General features: G+C 46.6%; 30 protein-coding genes and 1 riboswitch. Of the genes, 17 read left to right on the top strand and 13 right to left on the bottom strand.

Translation table 11 applies throughout. From position 1 onward, the window contains the following. The first annotated feature begins 74 nt into the window (after positions 1-74). Positions 75-809: a hypothetical protein gene (locus DMO16_RS12645; RefSeq protein ID WP_129477780.1), complete on the top strand. Its 735-nt coding sequence runs from the start codon at positions 75-77 to the stop codon at positions 807-809. A gap of 33 nt (positions 810-842) precedes the next feature. On the opposite strand, the gene DMO16_RS24310 is transcribed toward DMO16_RS12645, so the two are convergent. Continuing rightward, positions 843-998: a hypothetical protein gene (locus DMO16_RS24310; protein WP_164988911.1), complete on the bottom strand. Its 156-nt coding sequence runs from the start codon at positions 996-998 to the stop codon at positions 843-845. 65 nt (positions 999-1063) lie between these two features. Further along, a complete protein-coding gene (locus DMO16_RS12640; protein ID WP_129477778.1) occupies positions 1064-1348 on the bottom strand; it encodes a hypothetical protein in 285 nt (94 codons plus the stop codon). Between the two features lie 131 nt (positions 1349-1479). Between DMO16_RS12640 and DMO16_RS12635 the strand changes: the two genes are divergently transcribed. Further along, the gene (locus DMO16_RS12635; RefSeq protein ID WP_164988819.1) at positions 1480-1650 is read left to right on the top strand and encodes a hypothetical protein; all 171 of its coding nucleotides are present in this window, start codon (positions 1480-1482) and stop codon (positions 1648-1650) included. Positions 1651-1686: 36 nt separating this feature from the next. On the opposite strand, the gene DMO16_RS12630 is transcribed toward DMO16_RS12635, so the two are convergent. Continuing rightward, the gene (locus tag DMO16_RS12630; RefSeq protein WP_061974425.1) at positions 1687-2091 is read right to left on the bottom strand and encodes a hypothetical protein; all 405 of its coding nucleotides are present in this window, start codon (positions 2089-2091) and stop codon (positions 1687-1689) included. 108 nt (positions 2092-2199) lie between these two features. Between DMO16_RS12630 and DMO16_RS12625 the strand changes: the two genes are divergently transcribed. Then, positions 2200-2568: a DUF1992 domain-containing protein gene (locus DMO16_RS12625; RefSeq protein WP_425590037.1), complete on the top strand. Its 369-nt coding sequence runs from the start codon at positions 2200-2202 to the stop codon at positions 2566-2568. 85 nt (positions 2569-2653) lie between these two features. Here the strand turns inward: DMO16_RS12625 and bshB2 are convergent, their stop codons facing one another. The 4 genes from bshB2 to pdxK all read right to left on the bottom strand — a co-directional run bounded on the left by bshB2 (position 2654) and on the right by pdxK (position 4943). Then, positions 2654-3316, bottom strand: coding sequence for a bacillithiol biosynthesis deacetylase BshB2 (gene bshB2, locus DMO16_RS12620; RefSeq protein WP_061974421.1), 663 nt, complete (start codon positions 3314-3316; stop codon positions 2654-2656). 11 nt (positions 3317-3327) lie between these two features. Continuing rightward, positions 3328-3678: a YojF family protein gene (locus DMO16_RS12615; protein WP_129477774.1), complete on the bottom strand. Its 351-nt coding sequence runs from the start codon at positions 3676-3678 to the stop codon at positions 3328-3330. A 142-nt stretch (positions 3679-3820) separates the two neighbouring features. Beyond that, positions 3821-4018 carry a YfhD family protein gene (locus tag DMO16_RS12610; RefSeq protein ID WP_061974417.1) on the bottom strand — a complete coding sequence of 66 codons (198 nt, stop codon included), beginning with the start codon at positions 4016-4018 and terminating at the stop codon, positions 3821-3823. Positions 4019-4130: 112 nt separating this feature from the next. Then, entirely contained in the window at positions 4131-4943 is an 813-nt protein-coding gene (gene pdxK / locus DMO16_RS12605) for a pyridoxine/pyridoxal/pyridoxamine kinase (RefSeq protein WP_061974414.1), read from the bottom strand. 225 nt (positions 4944-5168) lie between these two features. Here pdxK and DMO16_RS12600 point away from each other — a divergent pair, with 225 nt between their 5' ends. Continuing rightward, positions 5169-5675 (top strand): PTS sugar transporter subunit IIA, encoded by a 507-nt coding sequence (locus DMO16_RS12600; RefSeq protein WP_129477772.1) that lies wholly within the window; start codon positions 5169-5171, stop codon positions 5673-5675. Between the two features lie 36 nt (positions 5676-5711). Here DMO16_RS12600 and metH read toward each other — a convergent pair whose 3' ends face one another. Together metH and DMO16_RS12590 are read right to left on the bottom strand one after the other, a co-directional pair. Continuing rightward, complete coding sequence (gene metH / locus DMO16_RS12595) at positions 5712-9155, bottom strand: methionine synthase (protein WP_129477770.1); 3444 nt, start codon at positions 9153-9155, stop codon at positions 5712-5714. Next, a complete protein-coding gene (locus tag DMO16_RS12590) occupies positions 9148-10995 on the bottom strand; it encodes a bifunctional homocysteine S-methyltransferase/methylenetetrahydrofolate reductase (RefSeq protein ID WP_129477768.1) in 1848 nt (615 codons plus the stop codon). Before DMO16_RS12590 ends, metH begins: the two co-directional genes overlap by 8 nt. Before the next feature lie 95 nt (positions 10996-11090). Continuing rightward, positions 11091-11207, bottom strand: a riboswitch (SAM riboswitch). 100 nt (positions 11208-11307) lie between these two features. On the opposite strand from DMO16_RS12590, the gene DMO16_RS12585 reads away from it, so the two are divergent. From DMO16_RS12585 to DMO16_RS12535, 12 genes are all read left to right on the top strand, one after another. Then, positions 11308-12237 (top strand): MBL fold metallo-hydrolase, encoded by a 930-nt coding sequence (locus DMO16_RS12585; RefSeq protein WP_129477766.1) that lies wholly within the window; start codon positions 11308-11310, stop codon positions 12235-12237. Positions 12238-12316: 79 nt separating this feature from the next. Further along, a complete protein-coding gene (locus tag DMO16_RS12580; RefSeq protein ID WP_061974405.1) occupies positions 12317-12565 on the top strand; it encodes a spore germination protein in 249 nt (82 codons plus the stop codon). Positions 12566-12605: 40 nt separating this feature from the next. Then, positions 12606-12848, top strand: coding sequence for a spore germination protein (locus DMO16_RS12575; RefSeq protein WP_061974403.1), 243 nt, complete (start codon positions 12606-12608; stop codon positions 12846-12848). 99 nt (positions 12849-12947) lie between these two features. Beyond that, positions 12948-13181 (top strand): spore germination protein, encoded by a 234-nt coding sequence (locus tag DMO16_RS24930; protein ID WP_074440609.1) that lies wholly within the window; start codon positions 12948-12950, stop codon positions 13179-13181. 214 nt (positions 13182-13395) lie between these two features. Continuing rightward, on the top strand, positions 13396-14190 hold the full coding sequence (locus DMO16_RS12565; protein WP_129477764.1) for a serine hydrolase: 795 nt from the start codon (positions 13396-13398) through the stop codon (positions 14188-14190). 77 nt (positions 14191-14267) lie between these two features. Next, complete coding sequence (locus tag DMO16_RS12560; protein WP_061974399.1) at positions 14268-15674, top strand: amino acid permease; 1407 nt, start codon at positions 14268-14270, stop codon at positions 15672-15674. 189 nt (positions 15675-15863) lie between these two features. Continuing rightward, a complete protein-coding gene (nhaC, locus tag DMO16_RS12555) occupies positions 15864-17261 on the top strand; it encodes a Na+/H+ antiporter NhaC (RefSeq protein ID WP_129477762.1) in 1398 nt (465 codons plus the stop codon). Between the two features lie 112 nt (positions 17262-17373). Beyond that, the gene (locus tag DMO16_RS12550; RefSeq protein ID WP_061974395.1) at positions 17374-18420 is read left to right on the top strand and encodes a phosphotransferase; all 1047 of its coding nucleotides are present in this window, start codon (positions 17374-17376) and stop codon (positions 18418-18420) included. Beyond that, positions 18417-19049: a phosphatase PAP2 family protein gene (locus DMO16_RS12545; RefSeq protein WP_061974393.1), complete on the top strand. Its 633-nt coding sequence runs from the start codon at positions 18417-18419 to the stop codon at positions 19047-19049. The genes DMO16_RS12550 and DMO16_RS12545 overlap by 4 nt, the downstream gene beginning before the upstream one ends. 94 nt (positions 19050-19143) lie before the next feature. Next, positions 19144-19371: a hypothetical protein gene (locus DMO16_RS12540; RefSeq protein WP_129477760.1), complete on the top strand. Its 228-nt coding sequence runs from the start codon at positions 19144-19146 to the stop codon at positions 19369-19371. 119 nt (positions 19372-19490) lie between these two features. After that, positions 19491-19628: a hypothetical protein gene (locus DMO16_RS24305; protein WP_164988910.1), complete on the top strand. Its 138-nt coding sequence runs from the start codon at positions 19491-19493 to the stop codon at positions 19626-19628. Positions 19629-19725: 97 nt separating this feature from the next. Continuing rightward, positions 19726-20736 (top strand): LacI family DNA-binding transcriptional regulator, encoded by a 1011-nt coding sequence (locus DMO16_RS12535; RefSeq protein ID WP_129477758.1) that lies wholly within the window; start codon positions 19726-19728, stop codon positions 20734-20736. Between the two features lie 311 nt (positions 20737-21047). On the opposite strand, the gene DMO16_RS24925 is transcribed toward DMO16_RS12535, so the two are convergent. Beyond that, positions 21048-21689: a peroxiredoxin gene (locus DMO16_RS24925; RefSeq protein WP_240482421.1), complete on the bottom strand. Its 642-nt coding sequence runs from the start codon at positions 21687-21689 to the stop codon at positions 21048-21050. 68 nt (positions 21690-21757) lie between these two features. Here DMO16_RS24925 and DMO16_RS12520 point away from each other — a divergent pair, with 68 nt between their 5' ends. Continuing rightward, the gene (locus DMO16_RS12520) at positions 21758-22567 is read left to right on the top strand and encodes an aminoglycoside N(3)-acetyltransferase (protein ID WP_241840555.1); all 810 of its coding nucleotides are present in this window, start codon (positions 21758-21760) and stop codon (positions 22565-22567) included. Between the two features lie 37 nt (positions 22568-22604). On the opposite strand, the gene DMO16_RS12515 is transcribed toward DMO16_RS12520, so the two are convergent. The 3 genes from DMO16_RS12515 to DMO16_RS12505 all read right to left on the bottom strand — a co-directional run bounded on the left by DMO16_RS12515 (position 22605) and on the right by DMO16_RS12505 (position 23728). Further along, a complete protein-coding gene (locus DMO16_RS12515) occupies positions 22605-22892 on the bottom strand; it encodes a hypothetical protein (RefSeq protein ID WP_129477756.1) in 288 nt (95 codons plus the stop codon). Positions 22893-23017: 125 nt separating this feature from the next. Beyond that, on the bottom strand, positions 23018-23479 hold the full coding sequence (locus DMO16_RS12510; protein ID WP_061974381.1) for an Hsp20/alpha crystallin family protein: 462 nt from the start codon (positions 23477-23479) through the stop codon (positions 23018-23020). A gap of 24 nt (positions 23480-23503) precedes the next feature. After that, on the bottom strand, positions 23504-23728 hold the full coding sequence (locus DMO16_RS12505; RefSeq protein WP_061974379.1) for a spore germination protein: 225 nt from the start codon (positions 23726-23728) through the stop codon (positions 23504-23506). Positions 23729-23775: the final 47 nt, after the last annotated feature.

Raw genomic sequence — 23775 nt, 5'->3', positions numbered from 1 at the left:
CACGAATGGTAAAAATAAAACCAGAGAAAGAACGGGTATACTGTAAAAACAATTGATGGATAAAGGAGAGGCGAATGAAGTTATTTGATCACTACCAGAGGGCGCTGCGATCCTTGCCCGTAAAAGAGCGATACAGTAAGGAAGACTTGTTGACTTCTACGTTCCTTATGGAAGAAAGCGGTCACCTTGAAATGTATTACTCTCCGCATAATGAAGCGGTGAATGAAAACGGAAGAATCATGATTATTGGAATTACTCCCGGGTGGGTGCAAATGGAACTCGCCTTCCGGACAGCGAGAAAGCTTCTTGAAGAACAGAAGGATACGGCAGAAATTTTAATTGAGGCTAAAAAAGCTGCCCAGTTTTCAGGAAGCATGAGAACCCATCTGATTGAGATGCTGGACGAACTGGGACTTCCCTCATTTTTTAATTTTACTGACGCTGCTGCTCTTTTTGAAGAAGAGCGGCAGTTGCTTCATACCGTTTCGCTCATTAAATATCCTGTGTTCGCAAACGGCAAAAACTATACAGGGCACCAGCCGCCCATCCACAAAAGCCCGTTTTTAATGAACTATGCCAGAAACACATTAGAAACAGATATCCTGCCGCTTGAACGGCCATTGATCATTCCGCTCGGAAAAGCGGTAGAAGACGTTCTTCGGGTTTTTATCGGGGCAGGAAAGGTTGAAGAGTCACAGTGCTTGCTTGGTTTTCCCCATCCTTCAGGTGCCAATGGCCACCGGCACCGGCAGTTGAGGGAAAGAAAGGAAGCGCTGCATCAAAACCTGCGAACCTTTTTTGCCACATAAAAAACCGCCGGCAAGCCGTCCGGCGGTTGATCGTTATTCTTCTTCTTTTCGATTCTTGAAGGCTTCGTTTGTTACGATATACGGATCCACTTCTGCTTTTTCTTTCCCTTGGTCAGAGGTAATGCTTCCTTCAGGAAAATTACCCGGGTGCCCTTTTTTCTTATGTTCAAATTCTTTTCCGCGAGACATAATGGAGTATCCTTTCTTTGGTTGGAATATCGTTTCATAAAGATTATGTGCCAATGAACGATATTTTAAACCATTCCCACCAGCTCTACGGAAACATCGTTGAACATCCCATTTCCGATATAGTTGCCGTCGAGGTCGAATTGCCAGTCATGGGGGCCGGCTTCAATATGTATAATGCCAGGCATAATATCCATCACGATGGAGGTGATCAAGGAAACCGAAATTTGCTCTTTCGTAAAATCATCTGCCACTTTATAGGCAACTTTCATCAAATGTTCATCTATGATATTCAAGTCTTTCTCCTCAAAAGCCATCACAACATTCACCACTGTGTATTCATATACGTTCATTCAGCTCATCCCCTTAAGCTTATTTACAACCAGTATTGCCCTAATCTATGAATCTATTCATCTCTCTTTAAAAAAGTTAAAGATAAATTTCAGGAATGGAAAAATGATCGGCAAAAGGGGAGATGTGTCAATTGGCGACTGCAGTAGAAGACTTTTATTGTGATGAAGTATTAAGCGGAAATACGGAAGTGGAAAAGGTGTGGGAAACAGAACATACGCTGGCTTATTATCATGCCCGTCCGTTTTACGAGGTACATATTGTCGGAGATCGCATCCGGTTAGTGGATGGGACATGGTGCTAACGTCATTTAGGAGATAAGAGCCCGTATCCCGGGCTCTTACTTAACGGTGGGCGTTTCTTTTACGACAATGACTGGTGTAATTTTACGCTGTACACACTCATCTAATTCTCCATAGGGGATCAGACCGAGAGTCAGGGCGGCTTCAATTTTTTGCTTATCTGGCTGTTTGGTTGTGATAATGCAATCCTGAAGATTCAGTTCTTCCAGCTTTTGAACGGTTTTATTGTTATGAAAGCTTTCAGATTTGCGGATTTGCCGCTGCAGCTTATAGTTTCCGTACCGAATTTCGCCCTTTTCGCTTTGTCCAAGAACAGAATCAAAATGAGCATTGAATTTTGTTTTTAATTCGGAAAGCTCTACGTCAATGGCTTTCGAGAGCTGATTCAGCTCGTGAAAACGTGACACCATCTCTTCGGTAACTTGTCCCACTTTTAAATCCATCCATTTACCCCCTCGGTTTTTACTTCATCTTTATGCGGCTAAGTAAAAAATAGTACGATGTAGTATAATAAAATGTGGTAAATACTCTTTGGAAAGGGGAGTTGGATTGTGGATTTTGCCTTTATGATGGCTGAGCAGCGCATTAAGGATGCGATTCAAAAGGGAGACTTGGACCATTTGCCGGGGAAAGGGAAGCCGCTTGAACTCGAAGATCTCTCCACCGTTCCCCAGGAACTGAGAATGGGCTACAAGATCCTGAAAAATGCAGGATATGTTCCTGAAGAAGTGCAGTTGAAAAAAGAAATGATGTCGATTCAGGATCTCATCGACCTTTGCCAGGACCCAGCGGAAAAAGAAACGCTCAAAAAGAAATGGACCGAGAAGTCACTGCGGTTTAATTCGTTGATGGAAAAGCGAAAGATGTCCAGTTCTTCTGCATTTGGAGCGTACAGAGATAAATTTCATAAAAAATTTTAACCGCTCCCAGTTATATGGGGGCTTTTGTTTTTACCGATTGGTCGCATAAAAAAAGCCGGCCCCATAGAAGCCAGCTTATTGCCTATTAAAATTTATAGGTCCAGAATTGCTCTTTGTTGATCCGCTTGAGCACTTCCGGTACTTTTTCCGGATTTTCTTCAGCCATCGCCGCGATGATCCATTCGGTCTGGGAACGGTGGGCTTTAATTGCTTCAAGCTTTTGGTGTGATACGGAGCTCACATCCTTGACCACATCAGGTTCACCAAGCATCTCGTAGCAGTCATTGGAGAATGCCACGCAATGAACAGTGGGACGCCGGTCTTCCGGCAGCTGTTCCACTGCCCGGATAACGGCCCGGCCTGTTGCTTCATGATCCGGATGCACACTGTAGCCGGGGTAGAAGGTAATGATCAATGTAGGCTTCAGCTCATCAATCACATTGCCGATCCTGGCGGTTAATGTTTTGGGATCCTCAAACTCTACGGTTTTATCACGCAAGCCCCACATTCTGAGGTCTTGAATATTCAGTGTATCGGCAGCTGCCTGCAGTTCTTTTTTTCTGATTTTCGGCAGGGATTCACGAGTGGCAAAGGGGGGATTCCCCATGTTGCGGCCCATTTCTCCTAAAGTGAGGCACACATAAGTGACAGGCACTCCTTTTTCGGTATTCATGGCGATCGTGCCGGATACCCCGAATGCTTCATCATCGGGGTGCGGAAATACGACTAAAACATGTTCATGTGACATATGGTAACCTCCTATTCAAACGGATGGGGGCTAAGCTGAAGTGCAACAGCCAGTTTGCCTTCTGCATCATGTCCGGCAAGCAAAAGCTGTCCGTCCTCGTTTACTTCCCAATGCGTCAGGCCCTCAGCGTAAACCCATCCCAGTTCAATTTTTAATCCAGTACGGTAAGGAGCTTTGTCTCCCGTGATAATTCCCCGCTCAATTTTCACTTTTGCATTTCGTATATAAGCGCCCACTGAAAAGAACGACTGATTAAAGTGAGAAGCGTATGCTCCGTTTGTTGTTTCCAAATGTAGGTAGACATCCTGATTCAAAAACTTGTCGATCTCGTTTTGAACCGTATCTAGTGTGATCGGCTGCAAGGTTTTCCCTCCTCGATAAGCTTCATTTCAATCATTATACTTGAACTATTGCCAAAGCGTTAAATAAACTGCCTGACCGCCACAGGGGTTTTTGCCCATAAAAAAGAGGAATTCGTTAAGCTTAATTCCTCTTTTCACCCTTTTATTTATTCCCTTCATCCTTACGAACCACTTCTGTCGGCTCGAAGCCCGGAGGCGATGTTAGTTCATATTGAGAAGTCAGTTCCTCTGCCAGCTCAGCTTCCTGATTGTCATGAACGATTTCGTATTTCGGTGTTTGAGGAAGCTTTGCTTTATTTTTGTCACGTGCTGGTTGTTTATGGCTGTTGCCTCTGCCCATGGTTACCCCACCTTTTCTTGTAAGTATAGTGGTTAGCGTCCCAATGCACGGCATTTTTTATTCGTGGAAAGCCCATCAAAAAAGAGCAGACCGGAGTCTGCTCGTGTACACATTATACATTTTTGGAGTTACGGTAAGCGCTGTGATCCGTTGGGCCGACATACTCGTTCAGAGGAAATGAATGGCGGATCGCTTCTGTAATAAAGTCCTTGGCCACAGAAATGGCTTCTTTTACCGATTTTCCTTTCGCCAGCTCTGCCGCTACAGCGGAAGAGTACGTACAGCCTGCGCCATGTGTGTAAGTGGTATCAATTCGGTCGGATTCAAGAACTTCGAACGTTTCTCCGTCAAATACCACATCCACCGCTTTTTCGTGTACGAGTTTGCCGCCGCCTTTTACGATGACATACTTGGCACCTGCAGACTGAATCTTTTGTGCGGCTTCCTTCATTTCTTCAACCGTCGTGATGGGGGGCATGCCTGCCAGGTGGGCTGCCTCAAACAAGTTTGGTGTCACGACCGTAGCGCGCGGCACAAGAACGTTTTGAAGCGTATCCGCGAGCTCGGGCTGAAGCGGTTCTGCTCCTTTGCAGACCATAACAGGATCAACCACTACGTTTTTCAATTCGTACTTGTCAATCACTTCAGCTGTTGCTTTAATGACATCAACAGAAGCAAGCATTCCCGTTTTCACTGCGTCCACACCAATTCCTGCAAGAACGGTTTCGAGCTGGGCCTTGAACAAATCAAGAGGTAGCAAAAAGACTTCATGGAACCAGTCCCGCTTCGGATCCTGGGCCACCACAACATTAATAGCTGTCATGCCGTATACACCCAGCTCCTGAAAGGTTTTTAAGTCCGCCTGAATGCCTGCTCCGCCGCTAGTATCGGAACCGGCAATGGTTAATGCTTTATACATACTCATTGTCCAATCTCCTTTTATGCCTTTTTTTATGATTATCAATAAATTTTATTATAGCAATGATCTGATCCGAGACAAAGCTTATGGCCTTCTTGGATGCTTTTTGCCCGATCATTGTTTAGTTTGCCGGGAAAACGTGAAAAGTAGTAGCAGACATTATTTCTTTGCTCCCAGCCTCTGAGTTATGGTTTACTTAGTAAATAAAAATAAAACGAGGAAGGTGTTCTTATGCTGAGAAAGTTATTTGGAAAAAAAGATCAAGAAACACTCACTGAAGAAATTGTGGTTTCACCGTTAAATGGCAGAATTATTCCTCTTGAAGAAGTGCCTGACCCCGTTTTTTCAGAAAAAATGATGGGTGACGGCGTTGCCGTTGTTCCTGAAGACGGTGAGTTGATGTCCCCGGTCGATGGCGAAGTGCTCCAAGTATTCCCGACCAAGCATGCGGTGGGAATTAAAACTAAATCAGGTCTTGAAATCCTCATTCACATTGGTCTTGAAACCGTAATGATGAAAGGGGAGGGCTTTACTTCGCTTGTAAAAGAGGGAGACCGTGTACGAACAGGCCAGCCATTGATATCCTTTAACGTGGACCTCGTCAAAGAAAAAGCGAAAAGCACCGTTACACCCGTTATTATTACAAATGGCGAGAAAGCGGGTACCGTTGAAAAGCTCAGTCCGGATCGGGCTCAGGCTGGGACGACCCAGATCATGCGGATCACGGACATTAAATAACCAGGAAAGAAGAGAAATCTTCTTCCTGGTTTTTTTTTATACTAATACGTTGAAGTACCGGGCCTGCGTATGGGAAAACACAAGGGCGGTAACTGATGCTTCCGGTTCCATCATAAAGCCCTCGGTCAGCTGGATACCGATTTCCTCAGGATCCAGAAGTTTAAAGAGCTTTGCCTGATCCTCAAGGTCAGGGCAGGCCGGGTAGCCGAATGAGAAGCGCTGTCCTTGGTATCTGGCGGAGAAGCGGTCCTGCATGGACATGCTGACAGGATCCGGGAATCCCCATTTATCACGCATTTGCCTGTGCACCAGCTCGGCCAGCCCTTCCGCTGTTTCAAGTGCCAGGGACTGAAGGGCAAAGCTTTCGAGGAAACGGCCCTCCGCTTTCAGCTGCTGCGCACGTTCACGAATGCCGCTGCCCGCAGTAACAGCGAAGAATCCGACATAATCCATCTCGCCGCTCTCTACCGGCTTTGCGTAATCTGCTAAACAGAGATGCGGGCTACGGCTCTGGCGCGGAAATTCAAAGGTCTCAATGATCCGGGATGTATCATTCGGATCGTAAATATATAATTTCTCGTCCTCAGACTGTGCAGGGAAAAACCGATACAGCGCGGCCGGAGCAATCAAGTGGTTTTCCTGGCTTTCCTTCAAAAGCTGATCCACTATTTCCTTAACTTCCAGTGCACGCTCATCTTTTTCAGCGAGCAGCCGCGATACCTTCCCCTTTACCCCTAAATGGTGACCCATCAGCATCTGTAAATTGATGTACGGAATCACAGAGGAAAGAGGATAGGACTTAAATACATGCCGCTCCGTATCTTTAGGCACAAAAACCTTTAGCGTCTGATCCACAGAAGGTCGGACTTTTACCGCGGTTGCAGTCGAAGCTGCCGTTCCTGCAGCAGGGAAATCCTCAGGCTCCTCTATGGATGTCTTAACTTCAGGCTTTTCAAACGTTTCTCCTTTTTGCAGTTTGTTCGCAAGACTTAATCCATCCATCGCATCCTTTGCGTAAAGAACGGTACCCTCATACTCGTTGGCAATCCGGTTTTCGGTGAATTTACGCGTCAAAGCGGCACCGCCTACAAGGATTGGCACAGATATACCGGAATTTTTTAAATCAGAGGCAGTGAGCACCATCTGCTGAGCTGATTTTACTAGCAGACCCGAAAGGCCGATCATATCGGGTTTTTCTTTTTGAATGGCCTGGATCAGTTCCTGCGGAGCGACCTTAATGCCGAGGTCAACCACCTCATAGCCATTGTTCCCGAGAATAATGTCCACCAGATTCTTTCCGATGTCATGCACGTCACCTTTCACTGTGGCGAGCACTACTTTTCCTTTGGTGCTCGTCGTTCCCCCCTTTTCCATGTGGGGTTCAAGATGGGCGACAGCGGCTTTCATGACTTCGGCACTCTGGAGGACCTCCGCCACAATCAACTGGTTATCGTTAAACAGCCGGCCTACTTCTTCCATTCCTGCCATTAAGGGGCCGTTAATAATATCGAGCGGTGCATCGTACTCTTTTAACGCAAGATCAAGGTCCGGGATCAGCCCTTCTTTTGTTCCTTCTACCACATAAAATGCGAGACGTTCTGCAAGGGGCAGCTCCACAACAGGAGTTTTTGCCTCTTTTTTCTTGCCGCGGTAAAACTCTGTAAATTTCGCAAGATTCTCGTCATTGGTCTCGAAAAGCAACGCTTTGGCTAGCTCCACTTCCGCCTGCGGGATGGAGGCAAAACGTTCGAGTTTTTCGGTATTCACAATCGCGTAATCCAACCCGGCCTGTGTGCAGTAATAAAGATATACCGCATTTAAGATTTCACGACCGACAGGGGGCAGACCGAAGGATACGTTTGAAATACCAAGAATGGTCTGGCATTCTGGAAGCTGTTCTTTCAGTTTCCGGAGCCCTTCCACTGTTGCATTTGCGGAGCCGATATATTGCTCATCACCGGTTCCGACAGGAAAGACCAGCGGATCAAAAATAATATCGCTTGGGGCAATGCCATATTTATGGACCAAAAGATCGTAGGAGCGCTTGGCGATTTCCAGCTTGCGCTCTGTCGTTACACCCATTCCTTTTTCATCAATGGTTCCGACAACCACGGCAGCACCGTAACGGGAAACAATCGGCGCCACTTTTTCAAACCGTTCTTCGCCGTCCTCCAGGTTGATGGAGTTGATGATCGCTTTTCCCTGCGAGTATTTTAAGGCCTTTTCGATGACCTGGTCGTCGGTAGAATCAATCACAAGCGGAACCTTTACTTTTTTGACCGCTTCTTTTATGAAATTCTCCATGTCTTCCAGTTCATCACGGTCGGGGTCTGCCAGACAGATGTCGATTACGTGTGCGCCTTTTTTGACCTGGGCACGTGCGATTTCCGAAGCTTCTTCAAATTTTCCTTCCGCGATCAAACGCTTGAATTTCCGGGACCCGATGACATTCGTCCGTTCACCAACCATGAGCGGCCTCATGGAGGGATCATCGTAAATAAGCGGTTCGATACCGGAAACCACGTGTGAATGATTTTCGGGAAGCTGTCGCGGAGGCAGGGATTCCATCGCCTCTGCTATTGCCCGGATATGATCCGGAGTGGTTCCGCAGCAGCCGCCGGCAATGTTCAGCCATCCTTCCTCGGCAAACGCGCTGATTTTCTTTGCCAGCGTTTCAGGTGTTTCATGGTAATTTCCGTCTTCGTCCGGCAGTCCGGCGTTTGGATAACAGCTGACCGCGGAGAGCGCAAGTGAAGAAAGGGAGCGAACATGGTCGGTCATAAATTCAGGTCCGGTGGCACAGTTTAAACCTACCGCAATCGGCTTCATATGCTCAAGCGAAATGTAAAATGCTTCAATCGACTGGCCGGCAAGCGTGGTACCCATGGGCTCAATGGTTCCTGACACCATGAATGGCAGCTCTTTTCCCGTCGATTTAAACGCTTGTTTAATGCCGATAAATGCGGCTTTTACATTGAGCATATCCTGACTCGTTTCCAAAAGAAGCAAGTCTGCTCCTCCGTCGATCAGACCGCGTGCCTGCTCCTCATAAGAGGCTGTAAGCCCTTCGAAGGTGGCTCCGCCAGTCACACTTAACGTCTTTGTAGTCGGGCCCATGGAACCCGCCACAAAGCGCGGCCACTCGGGAGTAGAGATCTGCTCGACAGCCTGTCGTGCAATCTCTGCTGCCACTTTATTCGTTTCGTAGGCTTTGTATCCGAGGCCATATTCATCAAGGACGATGTCTGTAGCTCCGAACGTATTGGTTTCAATGATGTCGGCTCCGGCTTTCAAATATTGAAGGTGTACACCGAGAATCACATCCGGACGGGTGAAATTCAGATTTTCGTTACAGCCTTCAAGCTCTTCGCCGCCAAAGTCGTCTGCTGTCAGGATGGCTTGCTGGAGAATGGTGCCCATCGCCCCGTCCATAATCAGTATTTTCTTCTTTAGCTGTTGTTCAAGGGTGATGTTAGACATTTTGTATCCTCCTTACGATTTGGGGAGCAATATTATATGCATATCGCGTCAATTCAACGGTTAGTTCATAGCGCATAAACGGTGTGATCAGGTAGATGCCATTGAAGAGTTCCGTGGCTGCATCAATTAATGACTTTGAAATCGCCAGTCCTTCACGAGCCGCGGCTAACGGATCATCCTTGAATTCCGCCATCCGGTTCCTTACTTCATCACTCAGCTTGATGCCGGGCACTTCATAGTGAAGGAAATCGGCATTGCGGCTTGAAGTCAGCGGCATAATGCCGACATAGACCGGAACAGGGAGGTCTTTTACCGCCTCATGGAACTGCAGCAGTTTTTCCTCGGAATAAACAGGCTGGCTGATAAAGTAGTCTGCACCGGCTTCTATTTTCTTCTCTGCGCGCTGGACAGCACGGTCGAGTGCTTTCACATTCGGATTAAAGGCCGCTCCCACGGTAAAATGTGTTTTCTCTCCGAGGTCTTTACCGGAGAGGGAGACCCCTTCGTTAAACTGCTTGATCATTTTGATCAACTCGATCGATGTTACATCATAGACGCTGGAGGCACCCGGAAAATCACCCACTTTTGCGGGATCACCAGTAATGGCCAGAATGTCATGAAGACCAAGCGTGTGAAGGCCCATCAAATGGGACTGCAAACCGATGATGTTCCGGTCACGGCAGGCCAGGTGGACGATGGGCTGGGCACCGGTCTGCGCTTTTGCAAGAGATGACAGCGAGGTGTTGCAAATTCTTGGCGATGCCAAAGAGTTGTCTGCCAGCGTAATCGCATCTGCGCCTGCTTCCTTGAGGGCTTTGGCGCCTTCGAAAAATCGCGTCGTATCCAGTTTTCGGGGAGGGTCGAGCTCCACAATGACCGATCGGCGTTCCTGCAGTATTTCCGGCAAAGAGATTTGAGGCTTTTGCCCGGATGATGCAACAGCAATCGGCTCTGGCCGCTGCCGAACATTTTTTTCGGTAACAGGTGAGAGACCGTTCAGTTCCTCTGCGAAGGCCTCTATGTGGGCCGGTGTGGTTCCACAGCAGCCGCCAAGCAGACGGACACCCTGATTTCTGAAAAGAGAAGCACTGTTTTTAAAATACTCCGCATCGCCTTCATATTGAAACTTGCCATCCACATAGGAAGGAAGGCTCGCATTGGGATAGGCGGAAAGAAAAGCATGCTTTGGAATTTCTACTTCCTCCAGGGTTTTGATCATGTGGAAAGGGCCGAGCCGGCAATTGAGGCCGACGACATCGGATCCCAACTCTTCCAGCCGCTTGATCGCCGTATTCACCGGGGTTCTGTCGTTTAAGATGCCTACCTCCTGGAGGGAAATCTGTGAAATGATCGGCAGATCGGTCTGGCTTCGGGCGATTTTAAGTACGGCCTCCAGTTCCTCCAGATCATAGAAGGTTTCCAGAAGAAGCCCGTCTACACCCTCAAGGAGAAGGCAGTACAGCTGCTCCCTGAAGCTTCTTTTTATTTCTTCAAGAGACAAAGAACTGGGGCCGGTTCCCCGTATACCCCCAATGGTTCCAAGCACGTACGCCTTGCCGCCGGCTGCTTTTTTCGCTAGAGAAACGGCTGCGCTGTTTAATTCTTTTACCTGCTCCTCCAGTCCGTACCGCTGCAGCTTAATATAGTTGGCGCTGTACGTATTGGTCTGGATCACATTTGCCCCGGCCTGAATATAAGCCTGGTGAATCGACTGGATCTGTTCAGTGTGAGACAGATTCAGCTGCTCGAAACAGCAGTCGGTTCCATAGGAATACAGCAGCGTTCCCATGGCTCCGTCAGCGATCAGAATCTTGCTTTCTAGGTCTTTCAATAATCCCATTATGAGTCCTCCTGTTGGTTCGGTATCTTCCAGTGGCCCAAAAAAATAAAAAAAGCCTTCTTAAAGAAGAAGACTTTGAACATTCGATGTCATTCTTCTTATCTTTCAAGTTCTGCAATCGAACTTGTTGGACTTAGCACCTTTTCAGCTCGTAATCGCTGAAGGTTGCTGAGGTGTCAACGGGCCATTCCCTTAACCTCTCTGGATAAGAAACCAAATTGCTATAAAATTAGTTCTTTATACCTTACAATAATTATTAGAACATTTCAATAGCTTTTTACAATCTTGCTAGGATCGGGAGGAATCCGGACGATGAAGAAGTTCGCCAACCTTGACAATATTGAAAATACACATACATTTAAAGACTTACTCCGCTGGCAGCGGGAAAGACGAAGCAATAAAAAGGATTTGACCCAACAAATTCAGCAGAGCACGAATAAAGAGCCTCAGAGATTAAAAGAAAACCGCAGCATACACTCGATTACATGGATTGGCCATTCAACCTTTCTTTTGCAGGTGGGCGGACTGAATATCCTGACAGACCCTGTATGGGCTCCAAAAATGGGATTGCAAAAGCGGCTCACAGCCCCTGGGTTGTCCGCCGGGCAGCTGCCGGACATCGATCTTGTTCTGATCTCCCACGGACATTATGACCACCTTGATTTCAACAGCATCAAACAGCTAAAAGGAAAAATCTCTTTTTATGTGCCTGCCGGACTTAAAGGTTTGTTCCGCAAAAAAGGGTATCAGGCAGTAACAGAGGCCAACTGGTGGGAGGAGTTTGTGGACAGGGGCCTGAAGATTATGTTTGTTCCTGCCCAGCACTGGACGCGCAGGAGCGCTTTTGACATGAACACTTCCCATTGGGGAGGCTGGGTAATCGAAGACCTGAAAACGGAAGAAAGCGTCTATTTTGCCGGAGATACCGGTTATTTTCGCGGATTTCGGGACATTGGAGAACGTTTGAAGCCGGATACGGTGCTTATGCCGATCGGTGCATATGAACCGGAATGGTTTATGAAGGTATCCCATATCAACCCGGAAGATGCGGTTAAAGCGTTTCTGGAAACAGGCGCTTCTCTCTTTATCCCTATGCATTACGGCGCCTACCGTCTGGCGGACGATACCGGACCGGAAGCCCTTCGGCGGCTTGAAAAAGAGTGGGAGAAACAGAGCCTTGATGAGGCGAGGCTGAAGGTTTTGTCGCTTGGAGAGACGCTTTGGAAGCAGCCGGTTTCGTAACTCGGGAGATTCTGGGGTTTTCACCTTTAAGGGACATTTATCATACACTACACTAACACTTTTAAAGGTGGAGATAGCAATGGGGTGCATGGTAAATATCTATTATTTAAAAATAAACAGCCTGGCAAGCAACAGTTCATTGAATTTGGGATCCACATTCCATAACAGCCATACAGCCAATACCAAATCGACAGGGGACAACAGTTCTGTAGGTGACCATTCCCCGGCTGATGCGGTAATGAAAAACATGGTATTTGACCCGGATGTTCACGATCAAAATGAATTTGCAAACACAGATGCAGCGTTTACGAGCCAAAACCATACGTAACCGATAAGCCTGTCATTACTCAATGAAGGGAGGCCACTTTATGCCCTACCTCTTTAACATCTTTAACATCAAGACGAACGGTGTGACCATGAACGGTAACATTGACATTGGTCCCACGGTGCATAACAGCCATACAGCCAACACGAAATCTGTCGGTTCCACGGTTTCTTTGGGTGACTTTTCACCTTCCACTGGTTTCATGGTAAACAGTAATATCGATCCGGATATCAGCGACCAGGATCAAATCGCGAATCCATCCGCTCCAATCGTCGCCCAGCCGTAATATCTGTCCGCCTGTTTTTCTCGAATGGGGCAGTCTGTCCAAGCAGCTTTTTGTTCAAGCCATACACTGAAGGTAAAGACAAAAAGGGATGGAACAGATTTGCGTTATTCTTTTAAAATCGGCAGAATCAGTGTGAACGGTGTTACGATGAACGGTAACCTTGATATTGGGACCACCATTCAAAACAGTCATACAGCCAATACCAAATCAGTGGGAGCCGTCATCTCGTTTGGCGATTGTTCGGATGCCTGTGCCTACATGCTGAATTTCAACGAAGACAACGATGTAAACGACATGATTCAGAGTGAAGGACAGGGCGGACAGCAAAAATGAATAGCAAGACGGGAAAGCGCCCTGAGTTACGTGGGGCGTTTTTTTGATGTGGAGATTGGGCTGGGTGCTGGCGTCGGGGAGTTTGTTGACATCACGAGCGTTTGGCGGTAAAAAGCGGATTATGGCGGGTATTTCAAAAACCGCACCCAAAAAGGAGTCCGCCACCCACATAAAGAACTCTATCAGGAAGACGGACACATGAAAGGAGCGGGAAATGACGTTAGACGAGCTGAAAAACAGGGTAAATGGCATTATTGACCCTCTAAATGGGGAATTTGCGTACTATATTGAAACTGAGGAAGGATACATAGGTAAAAATGAAGAGAAAGTGTTTCCGGCGGCGAGCCTGATCAAGCTGCCGATCTTGATCGAAGCCTTCCGGCAGAAGGAAGCGGGTCTTCTTGACCTGTCAATGCCTGTACATATTAATCAAAAAGACAAAGTAGGCGGAGCAGGAGTAATGAACCATCTATCGCCGGGTGCCTCTCTTACCGTTTTGGATGTGTTAACCTTAATGATTACGGTATCGGACAATACTGGAGCAAACGTGATGATTGAACATGCAGGAAGGGAGCGGATCAACGCACTGCTTACGGAACTTCAATGCGATCAAACTGTGCTCGAAAGAAAGCTTATGGATTTTAAAGCAATCGAAGCGGGGAAGAACAATTACACGTCTGCGAAAGATGTGGTTCTTCTTTTGAAGGAAATTCATCACGGTAAGCTGCTGCAAAACGAAAGCAGGAAAATGATGCTGGATATTTTACGGAATCAGCAGTTTCGCCATAAACTCCCGGGGAGCATGGACGAAGAAGCAGTTATTATTGCCAATAAGACAGGTGAACTACAGGGCACAGAGCATGATGCCGCAATATTTGAGTACAACGGAAGAATCATATTCGCAGTGGTGCTGACGAAAAATCTCACCCGCGAAGCCGATGCACGGCATAAGCTCGCAGCCGTCGGCACGGCGATCCAGGACTATTTAATAAGTGTTCAAAAAAATTAGAAAAAAAGCTTTTGGTTTTTCGACAGAAAATGATAAGATAATGAAAGCGTATACATAAAACAACAAGAGGTGAACAGATGAACAGTAATCAGAACAATCACGAACTGAAGCGCAGCATGAAGGCCCGGCATTTATTTATGATTTCTTTGGGTGGAGTGATCGGAACAGGATTCTTTCTGGGTTCCGGGATGACCATTCATGATGCTGGTCCTGCAGGTGCTGTGCTTTCCTATTTGGTTGGCGGTTTTATCATGTACTTAACGATGCTTTGTCTTGGAGAGCTGTCGGTCGCCCTGCCGGTATCCGGCTCTTTTCAGACGTATACGTCCAAATTTATCGGCCCTGGCACCGGGTTTGCGGTGGGCTGGCTGTACTGGCTGGGCTGGGCAGTAACCGTGGCTCTGGAGTTTTTATCCGCGTCTGCTCTTATGCAGCGCTGGTTTCCTCATTCGCAGCTCTGGATGTGGAGTCTCATTTTTGCCGTTGTACTCTTCGCGTTGAATGCCCTGTCGGCAAAAGCGTTTGGAGAAGCTGAATTTTGGTTCGCAAGCATTAAAGTGATTGCGATTATCCTGTTTATCGTTCTTGGCGGAGCGGCTATGTTTGGATGGATTGATATGAAAGGGGCTAGCTCTGCACCCGCATTCTCTAACTTCTTATCTGCTGGCTGGTTTCCGAACGGGCTTACCGCCCTGTTTGTAACCATGATCGCTGTGAATTTTTCCTTTCAGGGTACCGAATTAATCGGGATTGCTTCGGGTGAAAGCGAAGATCCGGAAAAAACCATTCCGCGCTCAATCAAGCAAACGGTATGGCGTACACTCTTTTTCTTTGTGCTCGCCATTGGTGTACTGGCAGCTCTGATGCCGATGGAAAAGGCAGGAAAAGTGGAAAGCCCGTTTGTTGTCGTGTTTGACAGCATTGGAATTCCTTATGCCGCTGATTTAATGAATTTTGTTATTCTGACGGCTTTACTGTCTGTCGCTAATTCGGGGCTTTATGCCGCGACAAGAATGCTCTATTCCTTGTCAAAGGAGGGTATGGCAAGTCCAAAGCTTGCCAAAGTCAACAAGCGCGGCATTCCGATGAACGCGTTGTACATTACAATCGGTGTTGCGCTATTGTCCCTGTTATCAGGCTTTAAAGCGGAAAAAACCGTTTTTGTATGGCTGCTTTCGCTTGCAGGACTTGGAGCGCAAGTGGGCTGGATCGCTATCACTGCTTCACAGCTGGCGTTCAGAAGAAAGTATATCCGCAATGGCGGCAAGGTAGAGGACTTGAAATTTAAAGTACCGCTTTATCCCATCTTGCCGATTTTGGCTACCACCTTGAACACAGGGGTTCTTGTGAGCATGGCGTTTGATCCCGAGCAGCGTCTTGCTCTTTACCTTGGAGTTCCGTTCTTTATCGGGTGTTACCTTTATTACTACCTGGTCATCAGGAAAAAAGAAAAAGCCGGAACGCTTCGGCGGGAAGTGATTTAAAGAAAAGGCAGCAAGGCTGATCAATCAGTCTGCTGCCTTTTTTGTATCATTTTCCAGTTGGAAGCTTCAGATTGACAAAAATAATCGATTTCGGTATCATAACATATTGTTACAGTACTTCAATGCATAAAAGCGTTTAAGCGTTTAAGTATGAATGAAAGTTTAATGTGCATCAGGGAGAGGTCATTCATGAACAGTAAAGTAAAATTGCCAGGAGTTATCCTGTTATTCATATTCATTGTAGTCACCATGCTTACAAGTATGGTTTTCGTAAAAGTAGAACCCCATATTCCTTTGTTTCTTTGTGTAGTGCTTACAGGCATCTTTGCACTGTTTTGGGGAGCCGACTGGAAACGGATTGAACGCGGTCTGATAGCAGGAGTGGTCAGCGGCATACAGCCACTTTTGCTTTTGATTATGATCGGTCTTGTCATCGCAAGCTGGATGATAAGCGGAGCTGTTCCAACGCTTCTGTTTTACGGGATGGATTTTATTCAACCTGAATGGTTTGCACTCAGCGCTTTGTTTATTACCATTCTCGTTTCAACATTTACAGGGAGCAGCTTTACCACGGCCAGCACAGTTGGAGTAGCACTGATGGGGATTGCCCATGTACTGAACGTCAACCCGGGTCTTGCAGCAGGTGCGATCATTTGCGGTGCTTGTTTCGGCGACAAGATGTCACCATTATCAGATTCCACCAACCTGGCTTCAGGTACAGTAGGTGTGAACTTGTTTGAACACATTCGGCATATGATGTGGACGACAGTGCCTGCGCTTGCCATTACAGCGGTTATTTTCTTTTTTGCTGGACACCAGGGTTCCGGAGCCTCTTTGGCTCAGTTGGCTGAGATGAAAAAAACGCTGGGAGACCATTTTGAAATCACTCCGGTTACTCTTATATCTCCACTGATCGTCATGCTGATGGCGTTTCGAAGACTGCCCATACTGCCTACGCTTCTTACCGGCGTAATCACGGCGGTAATTACAGCTTTTATGCTTAATGCGGATATAACCATAGCTCAGATGATGAATGCATTGGAAAATGGAATGAATCTGAAAACGGGCAATGAAGCGATCGATGCGATCGTGAATAAAGGCGGTCTCGTTCCGATGATGTGGTCGGTTGCACTCATTATCATTGCTCTTTCCCTTGGCGGTCTTCTTCGTGAGCTTGGCGTCATCGATGTCCTGTTGGGTTCAGTGGAAAAACTGCTCAAGAAAACGGGGCATTTGATTGCAGCCACAGCAGCAGCTGGTTTGGGGATCAATCTTCTCACAGGTGAAATGTACCTTTCCATCTTGCTTCCCGGACAGGCGTTTAAGAAGCATTTTGAAAAGAACGGAGTACCGCTGAAGAACCTTTCAAGAACGATGGAAGATGCCGGAACACTGATTAATCCACTTGTTCCATGGAGTGTGAGTGGCGCCTTTTTTGCCGCTACGCTTGGAGTTTCAGCACTCGATTATATTCCATATGCCTTCTTGCTTTACCTTTCTCCGCTGTTTACTTTGATTTACGCATACAGCGGAATTGGGCTCGGCATGAAAAAAACAAAATTATCAGCGGTAACAAAGGCATCCTAGGAAGCATCCGGAATTTCTCCGGATGCTTTTTTAGTTATGGGGTCGATGTTTATTTCATAAGATGAAATGAACGGCAACAGACAGACAATGTGCGAGAAAGAAGGCGGAACTTATGAAACAGGTCCGGGGCCAAAAGGTTTTTTTATCTAATGCCGTCCTGTCCTCTTTAATCAATACAAACTATGGACTAAACGTGCACTCCGTTGAGCGTATCCTCTCCATCCCGAAGGTGTATACAAACGGAGGGATTTTCGGATTTAAAAACGCAAATGAACTCAACGACTTGCCGTTTGTTTCTCAATGCATCAAATGGATCAAGCAAAACGGTTTTCCATTTATACCAAGTGTTCTGCCCTGCAAAAACGGACAAGTTTATTTTGAACATGATAACGAGCTTTATTATATGGAGGAGTGGGTAAAAGGAAAAGATATTCTTTTTGCCGATCTGCCATTGATTGAACGGATTGGATTGGCTCTGGCCCGTTTTCATCAGGCAGCAGAAGGAGCGGCTCCGCCAGCAGACAGCTTTCGTATGGAATTTGGTAAACGTGCTGAGAAATTGAACCGGATACATCAAGATATACAAAGATGGAAATCCGGTTATGAGGCTGTGCCCGAGTGGACGATGGAACCATGGATGCTCGACGTTCTGGAAATGAGGTGCCGGCTGTCTTTTTCATACCTGGATCAAGGTCAAACAGACCATGGAAGGGTCAAAGGAGTTCTGTCACACGGCAGTCTGCATCAGAGGAATATTCTGCTGAATACGGAGGGGGAAGTCTACCTGATTGATGTAGAGTCCTTGTTATTTGCAGAACGGACGTATGATCTTGCTTCATTTATTCATTATTTTGCGCCGTCATACCAATGGGTTCCTTCTGTGATGCACCGGTTGATCAAGGGGTATCACCGGGGGGCAAGGGAACCTTTGTCCTATCCGGAGTGGAGACATTTGTTCTCTTTCCTGGCTTTTCCAAGAAGGATGGAGAGCTGGTGCTATCGGCATTTTGACCATCCGACCGAATTTTCATATTTTAAATTGCTTGGAATTCTGGTTCATGACCAGGCGAAAGAAAACTTGTTCAAACAATATCACCCCGATATACTGGGACACTCCTTTCGATTGTTTGCGGAAATGGCAAAGGGGAGAAAACAGTGAAAAAAGGGTATTCAGTTTCTTTTTGGTTTTTTTGGGGCGGATTATTATCTTGTGCAGCTTTCCTTGCTTTTTCCTTGCTCATTCACTCGAATCTTGTAAATGATACAGATCATCATCAGTTACTGGCGGTATACAGCCAACGTACGCCGGAATGCACATCCGTTTTTATCTTTATCCAGCAGCTTGGCTCCAAAAATACGTTATTCCCAATCTTGGCTGCTGGAGGGCTTTATCTTATTCTGTTTAATAGACTATATGACGTAGTCTTCCTATTTTCTTCGGTATGGGGAGCGTATGTAATAAACGGCTTACTGAAGAACTATTTTCACCGTCCAAGACCATCATTCGGTATGCTTCTCCAGGAAAACAGTTTTGGCTATCCCAGTCGGCATACGATGCTGGCTGTCGCCTTCTATGGAGGAATCGGCATGTTGATATGGATGAACAAGAAGATGTCCGATTTTTTGCTGATGAAACTGGCAGTGTTAACCGCAGCCATCATCCTGTTGATCGGGTTTAGCATGGTGTATCTTGGAGCACACTTTCCAAGTGATATTATGGGGGGATTGCTGGCAGGCACATCATGGCTTTTTTTTTGCGGGGCGTGGTATCAGAAGGCAAGGAAATAGAGGCTTATAGGCAATAACATAAGCAAAACGGCAAGGTCTGGACATACAATGTACTGGATACCAAAGCTGCAGGGAAAGGAGCCTTTGGCAGTAGATGACAAACCCTCAGAATGAAATGGAGTATTATTATCGGCATTATCAGTACCATGCCGAGATGTGCAAATATTACTATCAATTAATGTTTGGTGACCAGGAGGCAACCTCCGAATATATCCTTCCTCCCAATATCGAGGTCAAGGAAAAGTGGAAGACAAAAACCTCCTATGAAAAGACGTATACTCCTATTCAAAGCCAGCCGGAAACAGAACAGCCGAACGGATGATCACCTATGATGATTATGTCTCCTCGTTACTGGTCTGGTGCTTGCGATTAGAAGAGAACATCCGGCAAGTGTCCGTCCAGTGCCGGGATTTACCTCAAAGGAATAGGTTGTCTGTTTTTATGGACCGCGTTCAAACCTTTATTGCCTATCTTTATGGGCTGCAGGAATTAAAGACACCGCATCTCATAGAACACATAGAATTTTATGCTGCATCTTTATATAACGAGTGGAGGGGCATGGACCTGAACAACCTGTAAAAGGGTTGTTTTTTTGTTGTTGAAAATGCTTACATATGGTGGTATATTGTTTTTATAAATTTACGAAAACGTTTACGTAGAGAAAGAAGGGCTTGAATTGTCCTACACGATCAAGGATGTGGCCAAAAAGGCCAATGTCTCAGTGGCTACAGTTTCCAGGATTTTGAACAATCTGCCGGGCTATTCAGAGAAAACAAAAGAAAAGGTTCTAGAGGTTATTGCGGAAATGGGATATCAGCCAAATGCGATAGCACGGGGCTTGATCAACAAAAAGACAAAAACATTGGGTGTGCTGCTGCCAGCAGTTTCTGATACCTTTGCATCGGTTGTTCTCAGCGGGATTGAAGATATGGCACATGAGCTGGATTACAGTGTAATGGTCTGTAATACGGATAAAGATGGAAAGCGAACAATGAAATATTTGCAGGCCCTCCGCGAAAAGCAAGTGGACGGCATCGTTTTTGTCAGTGAATTTTTTAAGCAAGAATACTATAATGCCATCATTGCCATGAATCTTCCAGTCGTTCTCGTATCAACTAAGTCCAAGTATGACGTTCCTTTTATAAAAGTGGATGACAAGAAGGCGGTGTTCGATGGCGTCACCTATCTACTTGAGAGAGGCCATCGTTCCATCGGGATGATTGCCGGGACAAAAGGGGATCCCATCGCCACATTACCCAGAATTGAAGGATATAAACGGGCCCTTAAGGAAAAAGGCCTCCCGGTCGACAGGAGAAAGATCGCTTTCGGTGATTTCGGATTTGAAAGTGGGATAACAGCAGCAAAGGAACTCCTGGACAAGAATGATGATCTTACAGCCATTTTTTGTTCCAGTGATGAAATGGCTGCAGGTGCTCTGTCCTATCTGTACAGAATGTCGATCCGGGTGCCTGACCAAATCTCCATTATCGGCTACGACAATACGAAGGTGGCGGAAATGGCGATTCCACCGCTCACAACAGTGGGGCAGCCGCTCTACGAAATGGGAAAAAACGCGGTAAAAGTGCTTCTGGACCGAGAAACAGGGGAACAGCAGAGTGTTTTTATGCCACACCAAATCGTGGAAAGAGAAACCGTCAAAGTGATTGAAAAGGAAGAAACAGAGTAAACCAAGGTTTGCTCTTTAATTTAACAAGGTTACGTAAACGTTTACTCCAAAATGGACATCAGCAACTATGAAGTTCTTGCGGAAGAACGTATAAACCAGATTAAACTCAAGCCATATGAAGTCAGCTTTTACTGTTTGAAGTAAGGATAGAGCCGTCCTCTGGACGGCTCTATTAGTTAACATAATAACTGTTTGGCCAGTAACGTCCTAGATTAGGACAGTAAAACTTCAAAACCCGCTTGTATTGCTGAAATCGCACCTGTTGGGACCCGCAAAAAGAACGAAAAAGCTCTGATTTCCGTTCCAGATGACTAGAATCTCCCGATGTTCTCGGTATCCATGTTGAGACCAGGCATGCCGGGAAGCCAGTTGGCTGGAACGCCTGATTGTGATTGTTCCCCAAATTGGAGGGCTTGAACGAGCCGCAGGATTTCATATGCATTTCGGCCAACTTCAGAAGGATAGATGAGTTTGCTCGCGATAAAGCCATCGGGCGCTACAATAATGGTAGCCCGGACGGATGCCCCGCTGAATACATCAAGAACCCGGTAGGCCCTGCTGATCATATGATTCCGGTCACTTACAAGCGGGTATTGCACCTTGCCGGCCAGGGGAGATACATCTTTAAACACTTTATGGGAAAAGACACTGTCTGTACTGATGCCGAGCACCTCGGTGTTCAGTTTCTTGAATTCTTCATATAAAGCGGCGACCGCCGCTAATTCTGTCGGTCAGACAAACGTGAAATCACTGCCATAAAAAAAGAGGACCACCCAGCGGCCGCGGTAATCTTCGAGCCGGACATCTTTGATTTCGCCGTCTTGAAAGGAAGCTGCAGTGAACACGGGAGCGATATCTCCGAGCCCGGCGCAGTAGGGCTGAGGTGCGCAGGTAGTAAACTGCTCAACAGATGGCTTGGGATAATGCTGATTTCCGTCAAAAGGCAAGCTCATTCAAATCCCTCCTTTCCGTTTGAGATATAGTCCAGTTATACTTATCGTATGAAGGGGGGAGTTCAAGCGTGATAAATACAGAGCAACTGGTTACCCGGTCATCGCTGGTTCAGGATTTTAAGAAACTGGGTGTCCAAAAGGGAATGACCGTCATTGTACATACATCGTTGAGTAAAATGGGTTGGGTGTGCGGCGGTGCTGTTGCCGTTGTTCAGGCATTAATGGATGTGGTGACCGAAGAGGGGAACTTGATCATGCCGACGCATTCTGCAGAACTATCGGACCCTGCAGGATGGGGAAACCCTCCTGTGCCCAAAGAATGGTGGGAAACCATACGTTCCGAGATGCCGGCATTCGACCCGGCAATTTCGCCCACTTACTTCATGGGGGCTGTCGCTGAAGTATTCCGGACCTTTCCGGGAGTCATAAGAAGCAATCACCCTACGGTATCCTTCGCAGCATGGGGTAAGGATAAAGAATGGATTACCGGGAATCACTCCCTGGATAACGGACTGGGGGAATCCTCGCCAATTGCCAGGATTTATGACCTCGATGGATCTATTCTCCTTATTGGAGTTGGACATGACAGCAACACGTCCATGCACTTGGCCGAGTACCGTGTACCTGGACAGAAACAAGTGGAAGAAGAAAGTCCTGTCATTGAATCGGGACAGCGTATATGGAAAACGTATAAACAAATTGAATATCAGGAAGAGTTGTTTGAAGAGATTGGCCGACAATATGAAGAAAACTATGGACAAGAGATAAAAATTGCCGGGGCTGGCTCCGCAACCTGCCGGCTGTTGAAACAAAAGAAGCTGGTTGACTTCACAGAAAACTGGTTGAAGCAAAACATCCAGATGTCCTCTCCTATGTAAAAACCATCCGGGAAACGGTTCCCGGATGGTTTCTCATTTATCGGCCTCCGCAGCCGCAGCCTCCGCCGCTTTGGGGCGGCTTAGTGTACTGCTGTTGCTGTGGATAGCCCGGATTTTGCGGATATCCCCCAATCACTCCCTGGCCAAAGCCTGGAACTGACCCGGTATAACCCGCTCCGGGATAACCGCCTTGTCCGTAAGCTTGGCCGGGGTAGCCGGGGAATCCTTGCTGGCCGTAACCAACGCCCGGCTGCCCATACCCCATTCCCAGGGGATAGCCATATGGAGGATACTGACCGTATCCATAAGGATTTTGCTGTCGCATATCATCGTTCCTATCTGGTAAGATTTTTGTTCCTTTTAGCATATGTAGAATTAGTATTTGTGTACAAGATATTTAACTATGAAGCTCTTATATTAAAACAAAAAGCCTGCGTTTTTTTGCAGGCTTTACTCTTCCGTTTCAGGCTGAATTTCAATAAGGTTGGCAGAAGGCTTTCGTTTGTGCACCCTGATTTTTAATACACCGTTTCCGAATGTGGCACGGACGTCCTCTTGTTTAACGGAAAAGGGAAGCGGAACGAGGCGTTCAACCCGCTTGTTCGCTTGCTTGTACTGGCTGATGTTAGTGCTGTCATTTGTGAAGCGGTTCGTTTCCGAGGCGTAGGCAATAATTTTCAGAGCACGGTCCAGCACTTCAATCTGAATTTGGTTCTGGTCATAGGATTCGAGATTTGCATACGCCAGATATTCATCTTTTGTTTCTTTAACTTCAAGCGGGAATGAGAGGGTATCAACCATTGTATGATAATGCTCAAAGCTTTTATCAATAAATTGTTCGAGTGATTTTACCCATGTACCTAACGATTTCTCATTTAAAAAGGGCAGAATAGGGCCGTCGTTTTCTGACATGATCAAACTCCTCCTTTAATCATTTTAATTGTTGCCGGCTACATTCGAATCTACGGCATCGGTGTCAAGGGTATTGGTGGCGCTGACGAACGTGACGGTTTGCATGAAATTCCCTGTATTTCCTCCACCAGAACCACTGTATCCTTTGCTCGTGCTTTTCGGATTGATGACAAGGGTGTCACCGAAATTGACAACTCCATCAGATTGAACGGCGGAAATGGTGACTGGTCCTACGATGAGTGATGGCAAGTAATACGACCTCCCTTATGACGTGCTGTCTGGATTCCTGCTGCTCT

Origin of the sequence: Fictibacillus sp. S7, assembly GCF_004127935.1 — a bacterium.
GTDB lineage: Bacteria > Bacillota > Bacilli > Bacillales > Fictibacillaceae > Fictibacillus_C > Fictibacillus_C enclensis.
The sequence above is the reverse complement of the archived record's forward strand: the minus strand, read 5'-3'. Positions and strand labels throughout refer to the sequence as shown.

What these genes read in the sequence shown, in the direction of transcription:
- DMO16_RS12645 (WP_129477780.1), top strand. Translation starts at nt 75, where the DNA reads ATGAAGTTATTTGATCACTACCAGAGGGCGCTGCGATCCTTGCCCGTA.
- DMO16_RS24310 (WP_164988911.1), bottom strand. Translation starts at nt 998, where the DNA reads ATGTCTCGCGGAAAAGAATTTGAACATAAGAAAAAAGGGCACCCGGGT.
- DMO16_RS12640 (WP_129477778.1), bottom strand. Translation starts at nt 1,348, where the DNA reads ATGAACGTATATGAATACACAGTGGTGAATGTTGTGATGGCTTTTGAG.
- DMO16_RS12630 (WP_061974425.1), bottom strand. Translation starts at nt 2,091, where the DNA reads ATGGATTTAAAAGTGGGACAAGTTACCGAAGAGATGGTGTCACGTTTT.
- bshB2 (WP_061974421.1), bottom strand. Translation starts at nt 3,316, where the DNA reads ATGTCACATGAACATGTTTTAGTCGTATTTCCGCACCCCGATGATGAA.
- DMO16_RS12610 (WP_061974417.1), bottom strand. Translation starts at nt 4,018, where the DNA reads ATGGGCAGAGGCAACAGCCATAAACAACCAGCACGTGACAAAAATAAA.
- pdxK (WP_061974414.1), bottom strand. Translation starts at nt 4,943, where the DNA reads ATGAGTATGTATAAAGCATTAACCATTGCCGGTTCCGATACTAGCGGC.
- DMO16_RS12600 (WP_129477772.1), top strand. Translation starts at nt 5,169, where the DNA reads ATGCTGAGAAAGTTATTTGGAAAAAAAGATCAAGAAACACTCACTGAA.
- metH (WP_129477770.1), bottom strand. Translation starts at nt 9,155, where the DNA reads ATGTCTAACATCACCCTTGAACAACAGCTAAAGAAGAAAATACTGATT.
- DMO16_RS12590 (WP_129477768.1), bottom strand. Translation starts at nt 10,995, where the DNA reads ATGGGATTATTGAAAGACCTAGAAAGCAAGATTCTGATCGCTGACGGA.
- DMO16_RS12585 (WP_129477766.1), top strand. Translation starts at nt 11,308, where the DNA reads ATGAAGAAGTTCGCCAACCTTGACAATATTGAAAATACACATACATTT.
- DMO16_RS12580 (WP_061974405.1), top strand. Translation starts at nt 12,317, where the DNA reads ATGGGGTGCATGGTAAATATCTATTATTTAAAAATAAACAGCCTGGCA.
- DMO16_RS12575 (WP_061974403.1), top strand. Translation starts at nt 12,606, where the DNA reads ATGCCCTACCTCTTTAACATCTTTAACATCAAGACGAACGGTGTGACC.
- DMO16_RS12565 (WP_129477764.1), top strand. Translation starts at nt 13,396, where the DNA reads ATGACGTTAGACGAGCTGAAAAACAGGGTAAATGGCATTATTGACCCT.
- DMO16_RS12560 (WP_061974399.1), top strand. Translation starts at nt 14,268, where the DNA reads ATGAACAGTAATCAGAACAATCACGAACTGAAGCGCAGCATGAAGGCC.
- nhaC (WP_129477762.1), top strand. Translation starts at nt 15,864, where the DNA reads ATGAACAGTAAAGTAAAATTGCCAGGAGTTATCCTGTTATTCATATTC.
- DMO16_RS12550 (WP_061974395.1), top strand. Translation starts at nt 17,374, where the DNA reads ATGAAACAGGTCCGGGGCCAAAAGGTTTTTTTATCTAATGCCGTCCTG.
- DMO16_RS12540 (WP_129477760.1), top strand. Translation starts at nt 19,144, where the DNA reads ATGACAAACCCTCAGAATGAAATGGAGTATTATTATCGGCATTATCAG.
- DMO16_RS24305 (WP_164988910.1), top strand. Translation starts at nt 19,491, where the DNA reads ATGGACCGCGTTCAAACCTTTATTGCCTATCTTTATGGGCTGCAGGAA.
- DMO16_RS12515 (WP_129477756.1), bottom strand. Translation starts at nt 22,892, where the DNA reads ATGCGACAGCAAAATCCTTATGGATACGGTCAGTATCCTCCATATGGC.
- DMO16_RS12510 (WP_061974381.1), bottom strand. Translation starts at nt 23,479, where the DNA reads ATGTCAGAAAACGACGGCCCTATTCTGCCCTTTTTAAATGAGAAATCG.